Genomic DNA, 14,872 nt, shown 5'->3' with positions numbered 1-14,872 from the left:
GCCGCCATCCGGGAAATCTACGGCGCGTTCAACTAATGACAGCCGACCACAGCTGTGCTAATTAAGGCTCCCGGACGGGAGCTTTTTTTATGGGAGTAGAACGATGAAACGCACTTTAATTGCCGCCGCTGCCCTATTGGCCAGCGGCGCGGCGTGGGCGGATGACTGTAGCAACGCCAACACGCAAACCGAAATGAATCAGTGCGCCGCCGCGCAATATCAGGCGGCCGATAAAAAGCTGAATGAGACCTGGCAACAGGCGCTGAAACGCGCCTCCGGCCAACAGCTGGAATTGCTGAAAAAAGCCCAGCAGGCGTGGATTTCCCTGCGTGACGCCGACTGCGCGTTTCTCGCTTCCGGCGCGGAAGGCGGCAGTATGCAACCGATGCTGATAAGCCAGTGCATGACCGATAAGAGCGTCGAGCGCGAGGCCTTCCTCGCCTCGCTACTTCAGTGCGAAGACGGCGACCAAAACTGCCCGCTGCCGCCAGCTAATTAACGTACGCGGATCCCTTCGATAATCATCCGCTGCACGTTATCCACGGTTTGCTGGAAAAACAACTCATCCTGCAGCGTTGCGCCGGTTACCGCCTCCACCTGAGTGGCGAAATCGGCGTAATGCTGTGTTGTCGCCCAGATCATAAAGATAAGGTGCTGCGGATCGACCGCCGCCAGCTTGCCGCTATCAATCCATGACGAGATTATCGCCGACTTTTCATCTATCAACGCCTTCAGATCGCCGGTCAGTTCGCCCATCAGCAACGGCGCCCCCTGCAGCATCTCCAGACAGAACAGCCTGGAAGCCTGAGGATGATCGCGCGATACCTCAAGCTTGAGGCGAATATATTCGCGGATCGCCACCAGCGGGCTGATATCTTCGCGAAATGCCCGCAGCGGCGCCAGCCAGATAGCGAGGATCCGCTGCAGTACGGCAACGTACAGCGCCTCTTTTGATGGGTAGTAATAGAGTAAATTGGTTTTAGATACGCCGGCCAGTTCAGCGACCTGCTCCAGCCGCGTACCGTGAATGCCGAACTGCGAGAAGGTCTCCAGCGCAGCGGCCAGAATGGCCTCTTTTTTGGCGCTCACCGCCTGTGAACGCTTGCCGGTTTTTTTCACGGCGCCCTGTGCCATACGTCTTCTCCTTCAGTAGTCGTCTTCAGCATAGCAAAAGCCCCTCGCCGACACGACCCTGCGCACTCCAATCGCGCATGACTGCCGTTTTTTCGTGCACTGATTTTGACCATTCGGTCCACATTTTTATCCTTAAATCCAGTAACCATTTCACAACACATTAATAACAAACACTTTTTTAAAACTGGCATTACCTTTGCTTTATTTCCGCTGCGAGGTGGTTCGGGGAGAGGCAGGATGCCGCACCGCGCAATTTCATCTTCCATGACGACAGAGAGGTAGTTATGAAAATCGGTGTTTTCGTTCCCATTGGTAATAACGGCTGGTTAATTTCCACCCATGCACCGCAGTATATGCCCTCCTTCGAACTGAATAAGGCGATTGTTCAGAAGGCCGAGCACTACCATTTCGACTTCGCGCTCTCCATGATCAAACTACGCGGCTTCGGAGGGAAGACCGAGTTCTGGGATCATAACCTGGAATCGTTCACCCTGATGGCCGGTCTGGCGGCGGTGACTTCGAAGATCGAGATTTATGCCACCGCCGCGACGTTGACGCTCCCTCCGGCTATCGTCGCCCGCATGGCCTCGACAATCGACTCTATCTCCGGCGGACGTTTTGGCGTGAATCTGGTGACCGGCTGGCAAAAACCGGAATATGACCAGATGGGGATCTGGCCCGGCGATGAATACTTCGCCAGCCGCTATGACTACCTGACTGAATACGTTACGGTTCTGCGCGATCTGTGGGGGACCGGGCGCAGCGATTTTAAAGGTGATTACTTCACCATGAACGACTGCCGGGTTAGCCCACGGCCCTCGCAGCCGATGAAGGTTATCTGCGCCGGGCAAAGCGACGCCGGCATGGCGTTTTCCGCCCAACACGCCGACTACAACTTTTGCTTTGGCAAAGGGGTTAATACCCCCGCCGCCTTCGCGCCCACCGCCGCACGTATGATGCAGGCGGCGGAAAAAACCGGCCGCGAGGTCGGCTCCTACGTGCTGTTTATGGTGATCGCCGACGAAACTGACGAAGCGGCTCGCGCTAAATGGGAACACTACAAGGCCGGCGCGGATGAAGAGGCGCTGGCTTGGCTGACCGAACAGAGCCAGAAAGATACCCGCTCCGGCAGCGATACCAACGTCCGTCAGATGGCCGACCCCACCTCCGCGGTCAACATCAATATGGGCACCCTCGTCGGCTCCTATGCCAACGTCGCCCGTATGCTCGATGAGGTGGCGGCGGTCCCCGGTACCGACGGCGTACTGCTGACCTTCGATGATTTCCTGCAGGGCATTGACGCCTTCGGCGAACGTATTCAGCCGCTGATGCGCTGCCGTGACCATATTGATCCCATTACCCGCGAGGTGGCCTGATGATTACCCTTCCCGCTCGCCCGGAATCGCTGACTTTGTCGCCGCAGCACAGCGCGCTGATCGTGGTCGATATGCAAAACGCCTATGCAAGCCAGGGCGGATACCTGGATCTCGCCGGTTTTGACGTCTCCGCCACCCGGCCGGTTATCGATAATATTAATCTCGCGGTGGCCGCCGCCCGCGCCGCCGGCATGTTAATTATCTGGTTCCAGAATGGCTGGGACGAACAGTATGTGGAAGCCGGCGGCCCCGGCTCGCCGAATTACCATAAATCTAACGCGCTGAAGACCATGCGCCAACGCCCGGAACTACAGGGCAAGCTGCTGGCAAAAGGCGGTTGGGATTATCAACTGGTTGACGAATTACGGCCCCGGGAGGGCGATATCGTCCTGCCGAAACCGCGCTACAGCGGTTTCTTCAATACCCCGCTCGACAGCATTCTACGCAGCCGCGGTATTCGCCACCTGGTGTTCACCGGCATCGCCACCAACGTCTGCGTCGAATCGACGCTGCGCGATGGTTTCTTCCTCGAATACTTCGGCGTGGTGCTGGAGGATGCCACCCATCAGGCAGGTCCCGTCTTCGCGCAACAGGCGGCGTTATTCAACATTGAAACCTTTTTCGGCTGGGTCAGCGACGTCGGCAGCTTCTGTCGCGCCATAGAACCCGAAGCCCCGCTCGCTTTTACCGAGGAGAAACGCTATGCCTAAACAGGTGATTATTCCCCCCGGCACCGCTACGCCGATTGCCCCCTTTGTTCCAGGGACGCTCGCCGACGGAGTGGTATATGTCTCCGGCACTCTGCCGTTCGATAAGCAAAACAATGTGCTCTACCCCGGCGACCCAAAGGCGCAAACCCGTCACGTGCTGGAGATTATCAAAAGCGTTATCGAAACGGCGGGGGGCAGTATGGCGGATGTGACTTTCAACAGTATCTTTATCACCGACTGGCAAAATTACGCCGCGATTAACGAGGTTTACGCCGAGTTTTTCCCCGGTGATAAACCGGCGCGTTTCTGTATTCAGTGCGGGCTGGTGAAACCCGATGCGCTGGTGGAAATTGCCAGCGTCGCCCATATCGGTACTCCAACATGATGAGGCTCAATATCGCCCCGCCGCCGTGGCCCGGCGCGCCGGTGGTGGTGCTGAGCGCCGGGCTTGGCGGGGGTAGCGCGTACTGGCTGGCGCAGCGGGCGGCGCTGGAACAGCATTATCAACTGGTGTGCTATGACCATAACGGTACCGGGGAGAACCGCGGCCCGTTGCCGGAAAATTACAGCATGGCGACGATGGCGCAGGAGCTGTTCAGCGCCCTGCAGGCGGCGGGCATCATGCGCTTCGCGCTGGTTGGCCACGCCCTGGGGGCGCTGATTGGGATGCAGTTGGCGCTCGACTATCCGCGCGCGGTCAGCGCGTTGGTGCTGGTAAACGGTTGGCTAACGCTTTCCCCGCATACCCGCCGCTGCTTTCAGGTCCGCGAACGCCTGCTGCATGCCGGCGGCGCCCAGGCGTGGGTCGAGGCTCAGCCGCTGTTTCTCTATCCGGCGGAGTGGATGGCGGCCCGCCTGCCGCGTCTTGAAGCGGAAGACGCGTTGGCTATTAGCCATTTCCAGGGCAAGGAGAATCTACTGAAAAGGCTGCAGGCCCTGAAACAGGCGGATTTTTCGCGCCGCGCGGCGGCTATCGCCTGCCCGACGCTCATCATCAGCGCCACCGACGACCTGCTGGTCCCCGCCTCCTGCTCGCGAATGCTGCAGGCGGCGATTCCCGGTAGCCGACTCGTGGAAATGGCCTGGGGCGGCCATGCCTGTAACGTTACCGACAGCGACACTTTTAACCCTATTTTACGCGACGGCCTGACGACCCTGCTGCCGGTCGCCGAGGAGAATATATGAGCGAAGCAATCAACCAAAAGGCTTGCGAGACCCTATTCACCCATGCCCGAACTTACAACGGCTGGCGGGATCTCGCGGTTAGTGACCAGCAACTGCGGGCAATTTACGACCTGATGAAATTGGGCCCGACCTCGGCCAACTGTTCACCGGCGCGAATCGTTTTTGTGCGCAGCGCCGAGGGCAAAGCGAAACTCCGCCCAACGCTCTCCAGCGGCAATGTGGAAAAAACCATGCAGGCGCCGGTCACCGCCATCGTGGCCTGGGATAACGCGTTTTACGAGCGCCTGCCCGCGCTGTTTCCGCACGGCGACGCCCGGAGCTGGTTTACTTCCAGTCCGCAGCTGGCCGAGGAAACCGCCTTTCGCAACAGCTCGCTGCAGGCAGCGTATCTGATTTTCGCCTGCCGCTCGCTGGGCCTCGACACCGGCCCGATGTCGGGGTTCGACCGCGAGAAAGTCGATGCGGCGTTTTTCGCCAACAGCGGCTGGAAAAGCAATCTACTGGTGAATATCGGCTATGGCGACCCCGGCAAATTGTACGACCGGCTGCCGCGCCTGAGTTTTGATGAAGCCTGCCTGCTGGCATAAGGAGACGGTAATGAACGTAGCGGATCAACACAGTTTTCGTGACGCCATGGCCCATGTCGGCGCGGCGGTCAACATTATCACCACCGAAGGGCCTGCCGGGCGCGCCGGTTTTACCGCCAGCGCGGTATGCAGCGTAACCGATACCCCGCCGACGCTGCTGGTGTGCCTCAACCGTTCGGCTTCGGTCTGGCCGGTATTCAGCGAACATCAGGCCCTTTGCGTCAATACCCTCGCGGCCGGACAGGAGGCCCTGTCGACGCTCTTTGGCGGTAAAACGGCAATGGATGAGCGCTTTGCCGCCGCCGACTGGCAAACCGGCGCGACCGGCTGCCCGCGGCTGAAAGAGGCGCTGGTCAGTTTCGACTGCCGCATCGACCAGCGGCTACAGGTCGGCACCCATGACATTCTGTTTTGCCAGGTTGTAGCTATCGCCCGCCAGCCGGAACCGCGCGGCCTGATGTGGTTTGACCGCGGCTATCACACGCTTATGCGGCCCGTTTGTTAACCTCTCACCCGGGATATCATCATGGCACTCTTCGATTTTCCTCGCTGGCAGTTAACCACCCCCGCCGCAGATGCCGGCGTTGTCGCCCCGGATGAACGTTTATCCGCCGGGCAAACGCTGATCATGGGCGTGCAGCACGCCGTGGCGATGTTTGGCGCGACCGTATTGATGCCTTTATTGATGGGGATTGACCCCAACCTGGCTATCCTGCTGTCGGGGGTGGGCACTCTGCTGTTCTTTGTCGTCACCGGCGGCCGGATACCGAGCTATCTTGGCTCCAGCGCCGCCTTCGTCGGCGTGGTCATCACCGTGACCGGCTTTACGGGCCAGGGGTTGAATCCTCATCTCAGCATCGCCCTCGGCGGCATTATCGCCTGCGGGCTGCTCTATACCCTGATCGGTCTGGTGGTGATGAAAATCGGCACCGGCTGGATAGAGCGACTGATGCCACCCGCGGTAACCGGCGCGGTGGTGATGGCGATCGGTCTTAACCTGGCGCCGATTGCCGTGCACAGCGTTTCCGCCAACGCCTTCGACAGCTGGATGGCGATGCTGACGGTGCTTTGTATCGGCGCCGTCGCGGTCTTTACCCGAGGACTGCTGCAGCGTCTGCTGATCCTGGTGGGGCTTATTATCGCCTGTGCGCTCTATGCGCTGCTGGCCAACGGATTCGCTCTTGGTAAACCGCTGGATTTTGCCCCTGTCACCCAGGCGGCGTGGTTTGGCGTCCCGCACTTGACTTCCCCCACCTTTGACAGCCAGGCGATGCTGCTGATTGCGCCGGTGGCCATCATTCTGGTGGCGGAAAACCTGGGGCATTTAAAGGCCGTATCGGGAATGACGGGGCGCAATCTGGATCCCTGGATGGGGCGCGCGTTTGTCGGCGACGGGCTGGCGACCCTGCTTTCCGGCGCCTGCGGCGGTAGCGGCGTCACCACCTATGCGGAGAACATCGGCGTTATGGCGGTGACCAAAGTCTATTCAACGCTGGTGTTTGTCGCCGCGGCGCTGATCGCCATCCTGCTCGGTTTTTCTCCCAAGTTCGGCGCCCTGATTCATACGATCCCAGGCCCGGTCATTGGCGGCGCGTCAATCGTGGTCTTTGGTTTGATTGCGGTCACCGGGGCGCGGATATGGGTGCAGAATCGGGTCGATCTCAGCCTGAATGCGAATTTAATCATGGTAGCGGTGACGCTGGTTCTGGGCGCAGGCGATTTTACTTTATCGCTGGGGGGCTTTCGCCTTGGAGGGATTGGGACGGCGACTTTCGGCGCTATTTTACTGCATGCGTTGCTTAACCGCCGTCAGCATCAGGAAAAGGTGGCAAAAGCCACCACGATATAACGAGGGTTCGCCCCGGCGACGTGCGCCGGGGCCATAATTAGGGTTCGCGCCGCTCGGCAAGCTCTGGCGCTTCCTCTGCTGCAATCTGCGGCCGCGATTTTTTCTTCCACTTCAGCTCGCTGACCAGCACTCCGGCGAGAATAAACAGACAGCCCACCAGCGCCAGCAGCGGCAGACGCTCGCCGGCAATACGACCAAACACGCCAGCCCAAACCGGCTCGCCGGTGTAAATCAGCGTCGCCCGCGTAGGCGATACGCTACGCTGCGCCCAGTTCATGGTGACCTGAATAATGGCGCTGAAAATTCCGAGTCCCAGCGCGACGGCCAGCAGTTCCGGGCGCATCGGCGGGATAGACTCCCCTGCAGGCCCCATCGCGGCAAAAGCCACCAGCGAGGCGGTCGCCAGCTGTACTACCGTCACCCGTCGCACATCGACCTGACGCGCCCACGCGCTGATTAAAATGATTTCGGCAGCGATAGCCACCGCGCTTGCCAGGGTAATCATTTCGCCAATCCCCAAAGCCAGAAGATTGTTTTCCGGCCCCGCCAGCAGGATCAGCCCGATAAACGCCAACACGATGCCCACGCAGGACATGACGCCAGGCATGCGCCCCAGACACAGCCACTGCAACAGCGGCACCAGCGGCACATACATGGCGGTAATAAACGCCGATTTACTGCTGGAGATGGACTGTAAGCCCCAGGTTTGCAGGCTGTAGCCGAGCGCAATCGCCACGCCGATCGCCACACCGGCCTTAACCTCAAGCCAGGTCAGGCCGCGTAACGTACGCAGCGACAGTAGCGCCACCGCCAGCGCGGCGGTGGCAAAGCGCAGACCGACGAAGAAAAACGGCCCGCTAAAGTTCACGGCGTACTGTACGGCAAGAAAGGTACCGCCCCAGAACATGGTGATCACAATCAGGATCAGTTCCTGCGGCGTTATCGAGAGTTTGAGCGAAGACATGAGGCGACCAATAGCAATAAATAGCTAACCAGTTTCGCAGGCGCTTCAGGCCGAAAGCAACACCCATAGACAAAAAAACCGCCGACATACGTCGGCGGCGAGGGTGATGCGGCAGGGTCGGGGGAGATTAACACCGCATCATAAAAGACAGTCCCGGCTAGCTATTGCGATTGCCGTGACTATTTTTACCCCCTTTTTTGCCAGCTTCCGAGGCGCGTTGAGGATCGTTTTTAAAGTTCCCCCCGCTGTGCTGGCCACCTTTACGACCTGCTTCTGATGCTCTGGCACGATCTTCGGCAAAATTGCCGGAACCGCCACGATGGTTTGCCATTACTGACCTCCATTGGGTTTGACATCATATTGCATTAGGTGAGTTCAGGGCCTAAGCCCCCGCGGCATATGGCATGGCCATTATGCATCGCGTGCTTATAAGCGTAGTAAATGAAACTCATTCCCCAAGCAAATAGTCACATTCCGCAACATTTAATCGTCAAAACCAGACGCCAGCGGCGATCGCAACCGCTAAGCATTTCTTCTTACAGCTGAAATCAGCCCTGCGCAAAATGTATCTATTTGCTACGAGGCATGTTGCAAATTAATCTTTGCCATTTTGTTATAAATCAAACAAATGTTTGTTGGATTTGCACTCTGCGCCACAGGTCTTATCTTTATAGGTAGCCAGTCGTTTGGCTGGACAATTACGCAACCGAGGAGTGATGCAAATGGCTAAAATTCTGGTGCTTTATTATTCCATGTATGGACACATCGAAACCATGGCTCATGCCGTTGCCGAAGGGGCAAATAAAGTTGACGGCGTTGAGGTGGTTGTGAAGCGCGTGCCGGAAACTATGCAGGCTGAAGCGTTTGCCAAAGCAGGCGGGAAAACACAAAATGCGCCCGTCGCCACACCGCAGGAACTGGCGGAGTATGATGCCATCATCTTTGGTACCCCTACCCGTTTCGGCAATATGTCGGGACAGATGCGCACCTTCCTGGATCAGACCGGCGGCCTGTGGGCTTCCGGCGCGCTGTATGGCAAAGTCGCCAGCGTCTTTAGTTCAACCGGTACCGGCGGCGGCCAGGAGCAGACAATTACCTCAACCTGGACTACCCTTGCCCATCATGGGATGATCATTGTGCCGATTGGCTACGGCGCGCAGGAGCTATTTGATGTCTCCCAGGTGCGCGGCGGCACGCCATATGGCGCAACCACCATCGCAGGCGGCGACGGCTCCCGTCAGCCAAGCCAGGAAGAGCTGGCTATCGCTCGCTACCAGGGTGAGCACGTCGCCAATGTAGCTGTGAAATTACACGGCTAACCTTCAACAGGAGGAGTTGCATGCCGAATCAAGAAGCGAAGGCCCACCACGTGGGCGAATGGGCAAGCTTACGTAATACCTCTTTGGAAATCGCCGAAGCCATTTTCGAACTCGCGAATTACGATGAAAAGTTGGCGGAGAAAATTTGGGAAGAAGGCAGCGATGAGGTGTTGTCGCGAGCTTTCGCCAAAACCGATAAAGACAGCCTCTTCTGGGGCGAACAGACCATCGAACGTAAAAACGTCTGATAGCGCAATTGCGCGGGCATTGCGCCCGCGCTCATTCATCACCCGGACTGCTCCGGGTTTTTTGTTTTATTTTGCCGCCTCGTTCATGACCTTTTTGAACGTCTCCAAGGGGCAGAATCCCTGGTCATCAACCGGACAACCGTTAAGCGCCAGCGTGACCCGCTGCGGTGGAGATTGCAGGCTCAAAGCATCCGCGTTGCGCAGCTGTTCAGTACTTTGATAGACATACTCAATCTTCATTAAATCGCGATTGCTGCCGCTATCGTGCCAGCGCTGGAACAGCAGCTTGCCGCCGATGGGGGTGCGCTCATACTGGCCGGGTAACTGGTAGGGTTTAAAGTCCAGCGCCGTCAGCAGCGAAGCGATGTTGGAATCATGCCCGACCAGCAGCGTCACTTTCGCCTTAGCGGCGCCATCGCCCACCAGCGCATTATCGATATATTTGACCAGCGGCTTAGCGACGTTGCGCGCCACTTCCGCGGAAGTAAACAGGCTGTCCTGATAGCCGTTTTTCAGTTTTGACAGCACCTGCCACTGCTTATCGCTGGCAATTTCGCCCCACGCCACCTGATCCTTCGGAAAACCTTCGTAGTACTGCAGGGTGAAGGCATCCACCAGCGAGTTACCGACCTTCAGCGGCCCGGAAACACCTGGCTCCTGCTGATATTTGGCGCTAAAGGTATCTTTACCGTCGCTAAGCGAGCAGACATGCTTTTCTTTACAGGATGGCGAATTACGATAGTCGGTCATATCTTCCAGCAGCTTGTAGCTCTCAGCGAGCTGCATCCCCTGACGCTCTTTTTCCATTGCCTGCACCGCTTTTTGCGCGAATTCGGCTGAATCGTCAGTAATGACCGGGTTGAACGTGGGATCCATCGTTCCCATCTGCGGCTGATGATGCACAGGCACCCCGCAGCCAGGGAAAGCGCCGGTAATAAAGAACTGCGCGGTGGCGACGGTGCGCTGCAGGCTATTAGCGTAGGCGTAGACGGAATTTTCCGGCGGGCATTCGCCGCTGGTCACCAGCTTCTGCTGCGCCAGCCACTCACGCATATAGTGGCCCATATAGACCTCCAGCACGCCGCCTTTGGTGGTCAACTGGCCACCTGGTACATCCCACTGCGGCCAGGATTTCGGCGTCGACTGCTCAAGTACGCTGCCGTTATTGGCCAGCGGCGCGCGCAGGTTGTGGCGGCTCATGATCAGCACCTGTTGCAGTTGATACCCTTCCGGCGCAACGGCGTCCTGCGCCTGGGCGCCGGCGGATAACAATACGGCCCCGGCCACCGCGGCGGCGAGTAGACTTTTTTTCATCCCTTCATCCTCAGTCATTTATTATCATCGCCATCATTGTGACGGATTTATGACATTTTTGCGGGCAATGGCTCACAAACTGAGGCGTCGGTCGCTTTTTTAACACTTCAGAGATGGCCGGGAGCGGCAGATTCAGGACCGTAGATACGGTTATCGGTTGGCAACTTTCTTAAGGAGTTTTCCCGGACGCGGCGCTTTGCGCCTTCTCCGGGCTACCAAATCGCACAGCGCTGTAGCCCCGGTAAGCGGCAGCGCCACCGGGGATTTGAGGCCGCAACACCGGCAGTTTCAGCCTGCATGGTGAATAAATTAACGGCAGGTCGCCCGGATAAAGCGCAAGCCATAACCCGCGAGTACCTCAGTTGGTATGATCTTAACCGCTACCGAAAGCATAAAACAGAGTCAGGATGAGTGTCGCAGAGGGAGTGGCGAAAGCGGCTACCTATTCCGGTAATGGCACCGCCGCCAGCGTACAAATCGCTTCATGTTCGCCGCCCCGGCGGTCGACCATCACCACTTTATCCCCGGCCTTTTTACCTTCGCAGGGTTTTAACACCTGCTCGACAATTCGTTCGCGAACCTGTTGGCTTTCCGACTGCGCCCAACTGGCAAAAGCCGTCAGCATAAGCGCCGAAGCAAGCAGGCCGGCGAGACTTGTTTTAAACATGCATTACTCTCAGAAAATTCTCATTCAACGGTTAGCGTAACAGCCGCAATCCCATCCGTCTGTAAAATGACTTAACGGAGTGTTACATCAGACGCTAAGGCGCGCACATAGCGTCACAATACATTAACACCATCAATATTTTAACATACTGAGCCATGCTGGATGCCTTTGGCACTTTTAGGTCATCTTTCGGAAACATCCCGATGTTATCGTCTTCGTGAGGCGTTATTTTTTCTTCTGTTTAAACAAATTATTAGGTTAATTTATGTCGGGTTTCTTGCTCTTTATCGTGGCGATCGCTCTACTGGGTGTCGCCGTTTACAGCCTGGTGTCTTACATCAAAGAACGTCGCGCCGGTCAGTTGCCAACCGATAAAAAAAAGAAATAACTTCACTTTGCCAATCTTTACACCCGGGCTGCGTATTACCAGGGAAGAAGCCGATCTCACGGTCGGCTTCTTCCCGTCTATACAATAAGATTCAGCTCAATACCCCATATGTTGATATGCCTTATTGACGGCTAAAACAGTCAATGACAAACCAGCGCCAAAAGCGATAATTGCAGGAATGACTATACTCGCCACGATCCACAGCGTAGAGATATGTTCAGGTTTAGGCGTAAAACTCACATTATAAAACAGCCACGAAATCATCAGGCCTCCCGATACTATAACGCTGTGCACAACTGGCGGTATCGTATGGCCCCACTTAGCTTTGTCGGGTAAATTCGTCTTCTTTGAAGACAAGGAAGTAATAGCAAACTTGTTATTTTCAGATGTCGCCACCAGCTGCTCGCCTTGCGCATACCTAACGGCATCGGCAGCCAGCGCCAAAGCCAGCCATCGATAACCGGCACTCTTTTCCCCTAGTGAGGCCTCCATATCCAGGCGTTCTGACGCCAGATTTTTTGCATCTAACGCCTGCAATAATGGGTATTTATCCACTCTGGACAATCCTGTATACCACAGTGTTTTAGGTGCAGTAACGGACTTAACCTCCAGATAGACCGGCATCTTTTCTTCTACATCAGTAACGCCGGACATCGGCTGATAAAGATATACCGGCTTTTCGCCTGCTCCTCTGACATAGTGATTAGTGAACAAAAACGCACAGGCGCTTTCCATGCTTTTAGAATCGCTATCTTCTTCATGCATATCGACAGTAATGACGATTCGGTTAATGACGTTGTCATCGGGCGCAGCGATCCATTTATCCACCATGCCGTACTCCGGACACTCGGTAAGGTATTCGATTTCACAGGCGTTGGCGTTAGGGATATTCAGATGCTCCAGCACCCTCCTCAATGCATCTACACAGAAATTATCTCCCCCACGTACCCAGACGATAATTTCAATTCCGCGGTAATTATTACCGTTCAACATCATAGCTATTGGGGTAAGCAATTTCGTGAAAATTTGCTCATTACGGGTCTGCTCGAAAAGATCTTCAATTTCTATCCTGAGTGGGGTTTTCGGCGCTAACGGAAACTCCCCTTCCAGTTTCAGCATATTGAGCGCAGGCTGTTCTAAAGGGGTTAGAGCAGTCCAGGCGGCTAGCGCGATATTTTTTCGGGCATAGGTTTTAAGCTCCACCTCCCAGGATTTGGCAATATATTTGCGTATTTCTGCGTAACACACTGTCGCACTCAATACCATCTTCACGAAGAACAATATCGTGGTCAAAACACAGGCAGGAAGTAATACGGAAGGAATGAAGAACTCAAACGTGACAGGTTTATTTTCAGGCCAGACTAGCGCCTGTATAAACAGGCATACCGCGATAAGCGCTACATAAATCATCACGACAGCCAATACAGGCATCTCATCCTGAATATCTTCCTGCTCAGAATATAGCCACCATTCCATTACACCGCTCCCACAGTTTGTAGCGTCGTTCGTATCGCGCATCCACATTCAGCTTTACAGCCATCCACCACCACACCGCGACCGTTCATCGTCCAAAAGGGGTGGCACTCAGTAATAGCGAAAGTCCCTTTGTGCGTAGCACACTGAACTTTGTCACCTTTCAGGGTGACAGGGGTTCCCATAAATTCAGCACCAGATGATGTGATCACTTTTCCTCCGCCCGCCAGCGGATCATTTAACCTAATGACACCTTTCATTATTTTTGCTCCCTTAACGTCCTGCATCCATATCACAACGCATATGATCCCAGCCGGTATAGCCTTTTACTTCGGGTACTCTGTCGGGGAGTCCCTGGTAGTTGGTGTGGAATTTTGCCGTATCGTTCTCAAGCCCTTGTTTGGTCATATAAACCATCCCCCATGACCAACCTGGAAACTGGGGGGGTATAGTGTGAGTTTCCCCTTCAATGACATATTGGATACCCGGGCCACCAGCCGCCAGACGCGGATCGTCGAACGGTTTGGACGACATATACAGTCGGTGCTTCGTCTGCAAAAAACCCTGGTCGTTGACGACGGTGAAAGAGAGAACATCATCTCGAGGGGGAGAATTCATCCCATCCGGCTCGTTATAACCCGGCGAATATCCGACAGGACTCCAGGTTTGACCGTTATCTTTCGAGACAATAAACCCATCTATTTCCCAGTTAGGAATAGCAATATAGCGATCAGAAGGGTGGATAAATTTTTTGGTAAAAATTCGATAGAACTGACTTACCGGCTCGGTATGAATCCCCCTCAGTGTATCCGTGTACCAGAGTTCACCTTCACAGCCCCACCCCTTCAGCTCCAGATAGCGGTGGTCATCGAAACGATAAATAACCTGCGTCGGCGGCTGTTGCGCCTGACATCCAACGGCCATAAGCATGGCCGCCAGAGCGGTGAATAATCCTTTCATGGCTATCTCCCCGCATCCATATCACAACGCATACGATCCCAGCCGGTGTAGCCTTTTACTTCGGGTACTCTGTCGGGGAGTCCCTGGTAATTGGTGTGGTATTTTGCCGTATCGTTCTCAAGTCCTTGTTTGGTCATATAAACCATCCCCCATGACCAGCCGGGAAACTGGGGGGTAATAGTGTGAGTTTCCCCTTCAATGACATATTGGATACCCGGGCCACCAGCCGCCAGACGTGGATCGTCGAACGGTTTGGACGACATATACAGGCGGTGCCTGGTCTGCAAAAAACCCTGGTCGTTGACGACGGTGAAAGAGAGAACGTCATCATAAGGCGCGTAATTATCGCCATTTGGCTCATTATGCCCCGGAGAAAAATGAGCATCGGACCATGTTTGACCATAATCCTTTGATATTCGAAAACCATCTGCCCCCCAACCAATAATGGCGATGTATCGCTCTGATGGATGGACTAACTTCCTGGTGAAAACGCGATAAAACTGCGAGTATATTTGCGAGTGAATTTTCCTTTGGCTATCCGTATACCAAAGCTCACCTTCACAGTCCCACCCCTTCAGCTCCAGATAACGGTGGTCATCGAAACGATAAATGACCTGCGTCGGCGGCTGTTGCGCCTGACATCCAACGACCATAAGCATGGCCGCCAGAACAGTCCCTGATGTGTATCTCTGCTTCAT

General features: G+C 55.6%; 20 protein-coding genes. 11 read left to right on the top strand and 9 right to left on the bottom strand.

The genetic code is table 11. The features are described from left to right. The first annotated feature begins 103 nt into the window (after nucleotides 1–103). Nucleotides 104–499, top strand: a complete 396-nt coding sequence (locus tag AC2CGP_RS15120; protein ID WP_032707747.1) for a lysozyme inhibitor LprI family protein — start codon at nucleotides 104–106, stop codon at nucleotides 497–499. On the opposite strand, the gene rutR is transcribed toward AC2CGP_RS15120, so the two are convergent. Further along, nucleotides 496–1,134: an HTH-type transcriptional regulator RutR gene (rutR, locus tag AC2CGP_RS15115; RefSeq protein ID WP_015367241.1), complete on the bottom strand. Its 639-nt coding sequence runs from the start codon at nucleotides 1,132–1,134 to the stop codon at nucleotides 496–498. The genes AC2CGP_RS15120 and rutR overlap by 4 nt on opposite strands. 284 nt (nucleotides 1,135–1,418) lie before the next feature. On the opposite strand from rutR, the gene rutA reads away from it, so the two are divergent. From rutA to rutG, 7 genes are read left to right on the top strand one after another with little or no spacing between them, the layout of a single operon-like run. Next, on the top strand, nucleotides 1,419–2,510 hold the full coding sequence (gene rutA / locus AC2CGP_RS15110) for a pyrimidine utilization protein A (protein WP_020079162.1): 1,092 nt from the start codon (nucleotides 1,419–1,421) through the stop codon (nucleotides 2,508–2,510). Continuing rightward, nucleotides 2,510–3,220 carry a pyrimidine utilization protein B gene (gene rutB / locus AC2CGP_RS15105; protein ID WP_047058261.1) on the top strand — a complete coding sequence of 237 codons (711 nt, stop codon included), beginning with the start codon at nucleotides 2,510–2,512 and terminating at the stop codon, nucleotides 3,218–3,220. Before rutA ends, rutB begins: the two co-directional genes overlap by 1 nt. Next, complete coding sequence (gene rutC / locus AC2CGP_RS15100) at nucleotides 3,213–3,605, top strand: pyrimidine utilization protein C (protein WP_020079164.1); 393 nt, start codon at nucleotides 3,213–3,215, stop codon at nucleotides 3,603–3,605. Before rutB ends, rutC begins: the two co-directional genes overlap by 8 nt. Further along, nucleotides 3,602–4,405 (top strand): pyrimidine utilization protein D, encoded by an 804-nt coding sequence (gene rutD, locus AC2CGP_RS15095; protein WP_020079165.1) that lies wholly within the window; start codon nucleotides 3,602–3,604, stop codon nucleotides 4,403–4,405. The genes rutC and rutD overlap by 4 nt, the downstream gene beginning before the upstream one ends. Beyond that, on the top strand, nucleotides 4,402–4,992 hold the full coding sequence (locus AC2CGP_RS15090) for a malonic semialdehyde reductase (RefSeq protein ID WP_020079166.1): 591 nt from the start codon (nucleotides 4,402–4,404) through the stop codon (nucleotides 4,990–4,992). Before rutD ends, AC2CGP_RS15090 begins: the two co-directional genes overlap by 4 nt. 10 nt (nucleotides 4,993–5,002) lie before the next feature. Continuing rightward, nucleotides 5,003–5,497 (top strand): NADH-dependent FMN reductase RutF, encoded by a 495-nt coding sequence (rutF, locus tag AC2CGP_RS15085; RefSeq protein ID WP_020079167.1) that lies wholly within the window; start codon nucleotides 5,003–5,005, stop codon nucleotides 5,495–5,497. Nucleotides 5,498–5,518: 21 nt separating this feature from the next. Then, on the top strand, nucleotides 5,519–6,841 hold the full coding sequence (gene rutG, locus AC2CGP_RS15080) for a pyrimidine utilization transport protein G (RefSeq protein ID WP_045386339.1): 1,323 nt from the start codon (nucleotides 5,519–5,521) through the stop codon (nucleotides 6,839–6,841). Nucleotides 6,842–6,878: 37 nt separating this feature from the next. On the opposite strand, the gene AC2CGP_RS15075 is transcribed toward rutG, so the two are convergent. Continuing rightward, complete coding sequence (locus AC2CGP_RS15075; RefSeq protein WP_032707741.1) at nucleotides 6,879–7,805, bottom strand: DMT family transporter; 927 nt, start codon at nucleotides 7,803–7,805, stop codon at nucleotides 6,879–6,881. 157 nt (nucleotides 7,806–7,962) lie between these two features. Then, on the bottom strand, nucleotides 7,963–8,136 hold the full coding sequence (locus tag AC2CGP_RS15070; RefSeq protein ID WP_015367250.1) for a con-10 family general stress protein: 174 nt from the start codon (nucleotides 8,134–8,136) through the stop codon (nucleotides 7,963–7,965). 391 nt (nucleotides 8,137–8,527) lie between these two features. Between AC2CGP_RS15070 and wrbA the strand changes: the two genes are divergently transcribed. Further along, the gene (gene wrbA / locus AC2CGP_RS15065; protein WP_015367251.1) at nucleotides 8,528–9,124 is read left to right on the top strand and encodes an NAD(P)H:quinone oxidoreductase; all 597 of its coding nucleotides are present in this window, start codon (nucleotides 8,528–8,530) and stop codon (nucleotides 9,122–9,124) included. Nucleotides 9,125–9,144: 20 nt separating this feature from the next. Further along, nucleotides 9,145–9,372 carry a YccJ family protein gene (locus tag AC2CGP_RS15060; RefSeq protein ID WP_015367252.1) on the top strand — a complete coding sequence of 76 codons (228 nt, stop codon included), beginning with the start codon at nucleotides 9,145–9,147 and terminating at the stop codon, nucleotides 9,370–9,372. 66 nt (nucleotides 9,373–9,438) lie between these two features. Here the strand turns inward: AC2CGP_RS15060 and agp are convergent, their stop codons facing one another. Together agp and AC2CGP_RS15050 are read right to left on the bottom strand one after the other, a co-directional pair. Next, nucleotides 9,439–10,686 (bottom strand): bifunctional glucose-1-phosphatase/inositol phosphatase, encoded by a 1,248-nt coding sequence (gene agp, locus AC2CGP_RS15055; RefSeq protein ID WP_484502385.1) that lies wholly within the window; start codon nucleotides 10,684–10,686, stop codon nucleotides 9,439–9,441. A 442-nt stretch (nucleotides 10,687–11,128) separates the two neighbouring features. Continuing rightward, nucleotides 11,129–11,353 carry a hypothetical protein gene (locus tag AC2CGP_RS15050; protein WP_015704988.1) on the bottom strand — a complete coding sequence of 75 codons (225 nt, stop codon included), beginning with the start codon at nucleotides 11,351–11,353 and terminating at the stop codon, nucleotides 11,129–11,131. A gap of 265 nt (nucleotides 11,354–11,618) precedes the next feature. Between AC2CGP_RS15050 and AC2CGP_RS15045 the strand changes: the two genes are divergently transcribed. Beyond that, nucleotides 11,619–11,741: a small membrane protein gene (locus tag AC2CGP_RS15045; RefSeq protein ID WP_015367255.1), complete on the top strand. Its 123-nt coding sequence runs from the start codon at nucleotides 11,619–11,621 to the stop codon at nucleotides 11,739–11,741. A 96-nt stretch (nucleotides 11,742–11,837) separates the two neighbouring features. On the opposite strand, the gene AC2CGP_RS15040 is transcribed toward AC2CGP_RS15045, so the two are convergent. The 4 genes from AC2CGP_RS15040 to AC2CGP_RS15025 are packed head-to-tail and all read right to left on the bottom strand — an operon-like array spanning nucleotide 11,838 to nucleotide 14,872. Next, on the bottom strand, nucleotides 11,838–13,217 hold the full coding sequence (locus AC2CGP_RS15040; RefSeq protein ID WP_045411904.1) for a hypothetical protein: 1,380 nt from the start codon (nucleotides 13,215–13,217) through the stop codon (nucleotides 11,838–11,840). Then, the gene (locus AC2CGP_RS15035; RefSeq protein ID WP_045412213.1) at nucleotides 13,217–13,474 is read right to left on the bottom strand and encodes a PAAR domain-containing protein; all 258 of its coding nucleotides are present in this window, start codon (nucleotides 13,472–13,474) and stop codon (nucleotides 13,217–13,219) included. The genes AC2CGP_RS15040 and AC2CGP_RS15035 overlap by 1 nt, the downstream gene beginning before the upstream one ends. Nucleotides 13,475–13,487: 13 nt before the next feature. Further along, entirely contained in the window at nucleotides 13,488–14,174 is a 687-nt protein-coding gene (locus tag AC2CGP_RS15030) for a T6SS immunity protein Tli3 family protein (protein ID WP_475702349.1), read from the bottom strand. Between the two features lie 2 nt (nucleotides 14,175–14,176). Next, the gene (locus AC2CGP_RS15025) at nucleotides 14,177–14,872 is read right to left on the bottom strand and encodes a T6SS immunity protein Tli3 family protein (RefSeq protein ID WP_032710191.1); all 696 of its coding nucleotides are present in this window, start codon (nucleotides 14,870–14,872) and stop codon (nucleotides 14,177–14,179) included.

This window comes from Klebsiella sp. SYXHC3 (genome assembly GCF_057196925.1).
The sequence above is the reverse complement of the archived record's forward strand: the minus strand, read 5'-3'. Positions and strand labels throughout refer to the sequence as shown.

Coding starts and splice junctions, on each gene's coding strand:
- rutR (WP_015367241.1), bottom strand. CDS start 1,134: ATGGCACAGGGCGCCGTGAAAAAAACCGGCAAGCGTTCACAGGCGGTG.
- AC2CGP_RS15075 (WP_032707741.1), bottom strand. CDS start 7,805: ATGTCTTCGCTCAAACTCTCGATAACGCCGCAGGAACTGATCCTGATT.
- rutB (WP_047058261.1), top strand. CDS start 2,510: ATGATTACCCTTCCCGCTCGCCCGGAATCGCTGACTTTGTCGCCGCAG.
- wrbA (WP_015367251.1), top strand. CDS start 8,528: ATGGCTAAAATTCTGGTGCTTTATTATTCCATGTATGGACACATCGAA.
- AC2CGP_RS15090 (WP_020079166.1), top strand. CDS start 4,402: ATGAGCGAAGCAATCAACCAAAAGGCTTGCGAGACCCTATTCACCCAT.
- AC2CGP_RS15060 (WP_015367252.1), top strand. CDS start 9,145: ATGCCGAATCAAGAAGCGAAGGCCCACCACGTGGGCGAATGGGCAAGC.
- rutD (WP_020079165.1), top strand. CDS start 3,602: ATGATGAGGCTCAATATCGCCCCGCCGCCGTGGCCCGGCGCGCCGGTG.
- AC2CGP_RS15035 (WP_045412213.1), bottom strand. CDS start 13,474: ATGAAAGGTGTCATTAGGTTAAATGATCCGCTGGCGGGCGGAGGAAAA.
- AC2CGP_RS15120 (WP_032707747.1), top strand. CDS start 104: ATGAAACGCACTTTAATTGCCGCCGCTGCCCTATTGGCCAGCGGCGCG.
- AC2CGP_RS15030 (WP_475702349.1), bottom strand. CDS start 14,174: ATGAAAGGATTATTCACCGCTCTGGCGGCCATGCTTATGGCCGTTGGA.
- agp (WP_484502385.1), bottom strand. CDS start 10,686: ATGAAAAAAAGTCTACTCGCCGCCGCGGTGGCCGGGGCCGTATTGTTA.
- rutG (WP_045386339.1), top strand. CDS start 5,519: ATGGCACTCTTCGATTTTCCTCGCTGGCAGTTAACCACCCCCGCCGCA.
- AC2CGP_RS15045 (WP_015367255.1), top strand. CDS start 11,619: ATGTCGGGTTTCTTGCTCTTTATCGTGGCGATCGCTCTACTGGGTGTC.
- AC2CGP_RS15050 (WP_015704988.1), bottom strand. CDS start 11,353: ATGTTTAAAACAAGTCTCGCCGGCCTGCTTGCTTCGGCGCTTATGCTG.
- AC2CGP_RS15070 (WP_015367250.1), bottom strand. CDS start 8,136: ATGGCAAACCATCGTGGCGGTTCCGGCAATTTTGCCGAAGATCGTGCC.
- rutC (WP_020079164.1), top strand. CDS start 3,213: ATGCCTAAACAGGTGATTATTCCCCCCGGCACCGCTACGCCGATTGCC.
- rutA (WP_020079162.1), top strand. CDS start 1,419: ATGAAAATCGGTGTTTTCGTTCCCATTGGTAATAACGGCTGGTTAATT.
- AC2CGP_RS15025 (WP_032710191.1), bottom strand. CDS start 14,872: ATGAAGCAGAGATACACATCAGGGACTGTTCTGGCGGCCATGCTTATG.
- rutF (WP_020079167.1), top strand. CDS start 5,003: ATGAACGTAGCGGATCAACACAGTTTTCGTGACGCCATGGCCCATGTC.
- AC2CGP_RS15040 (WP_045411904.1), bottom strand. CDS start 13,217: ATGGAATGGTGGCTATATTCTGAGCAGGAAGATATTCAGGATGAGATG.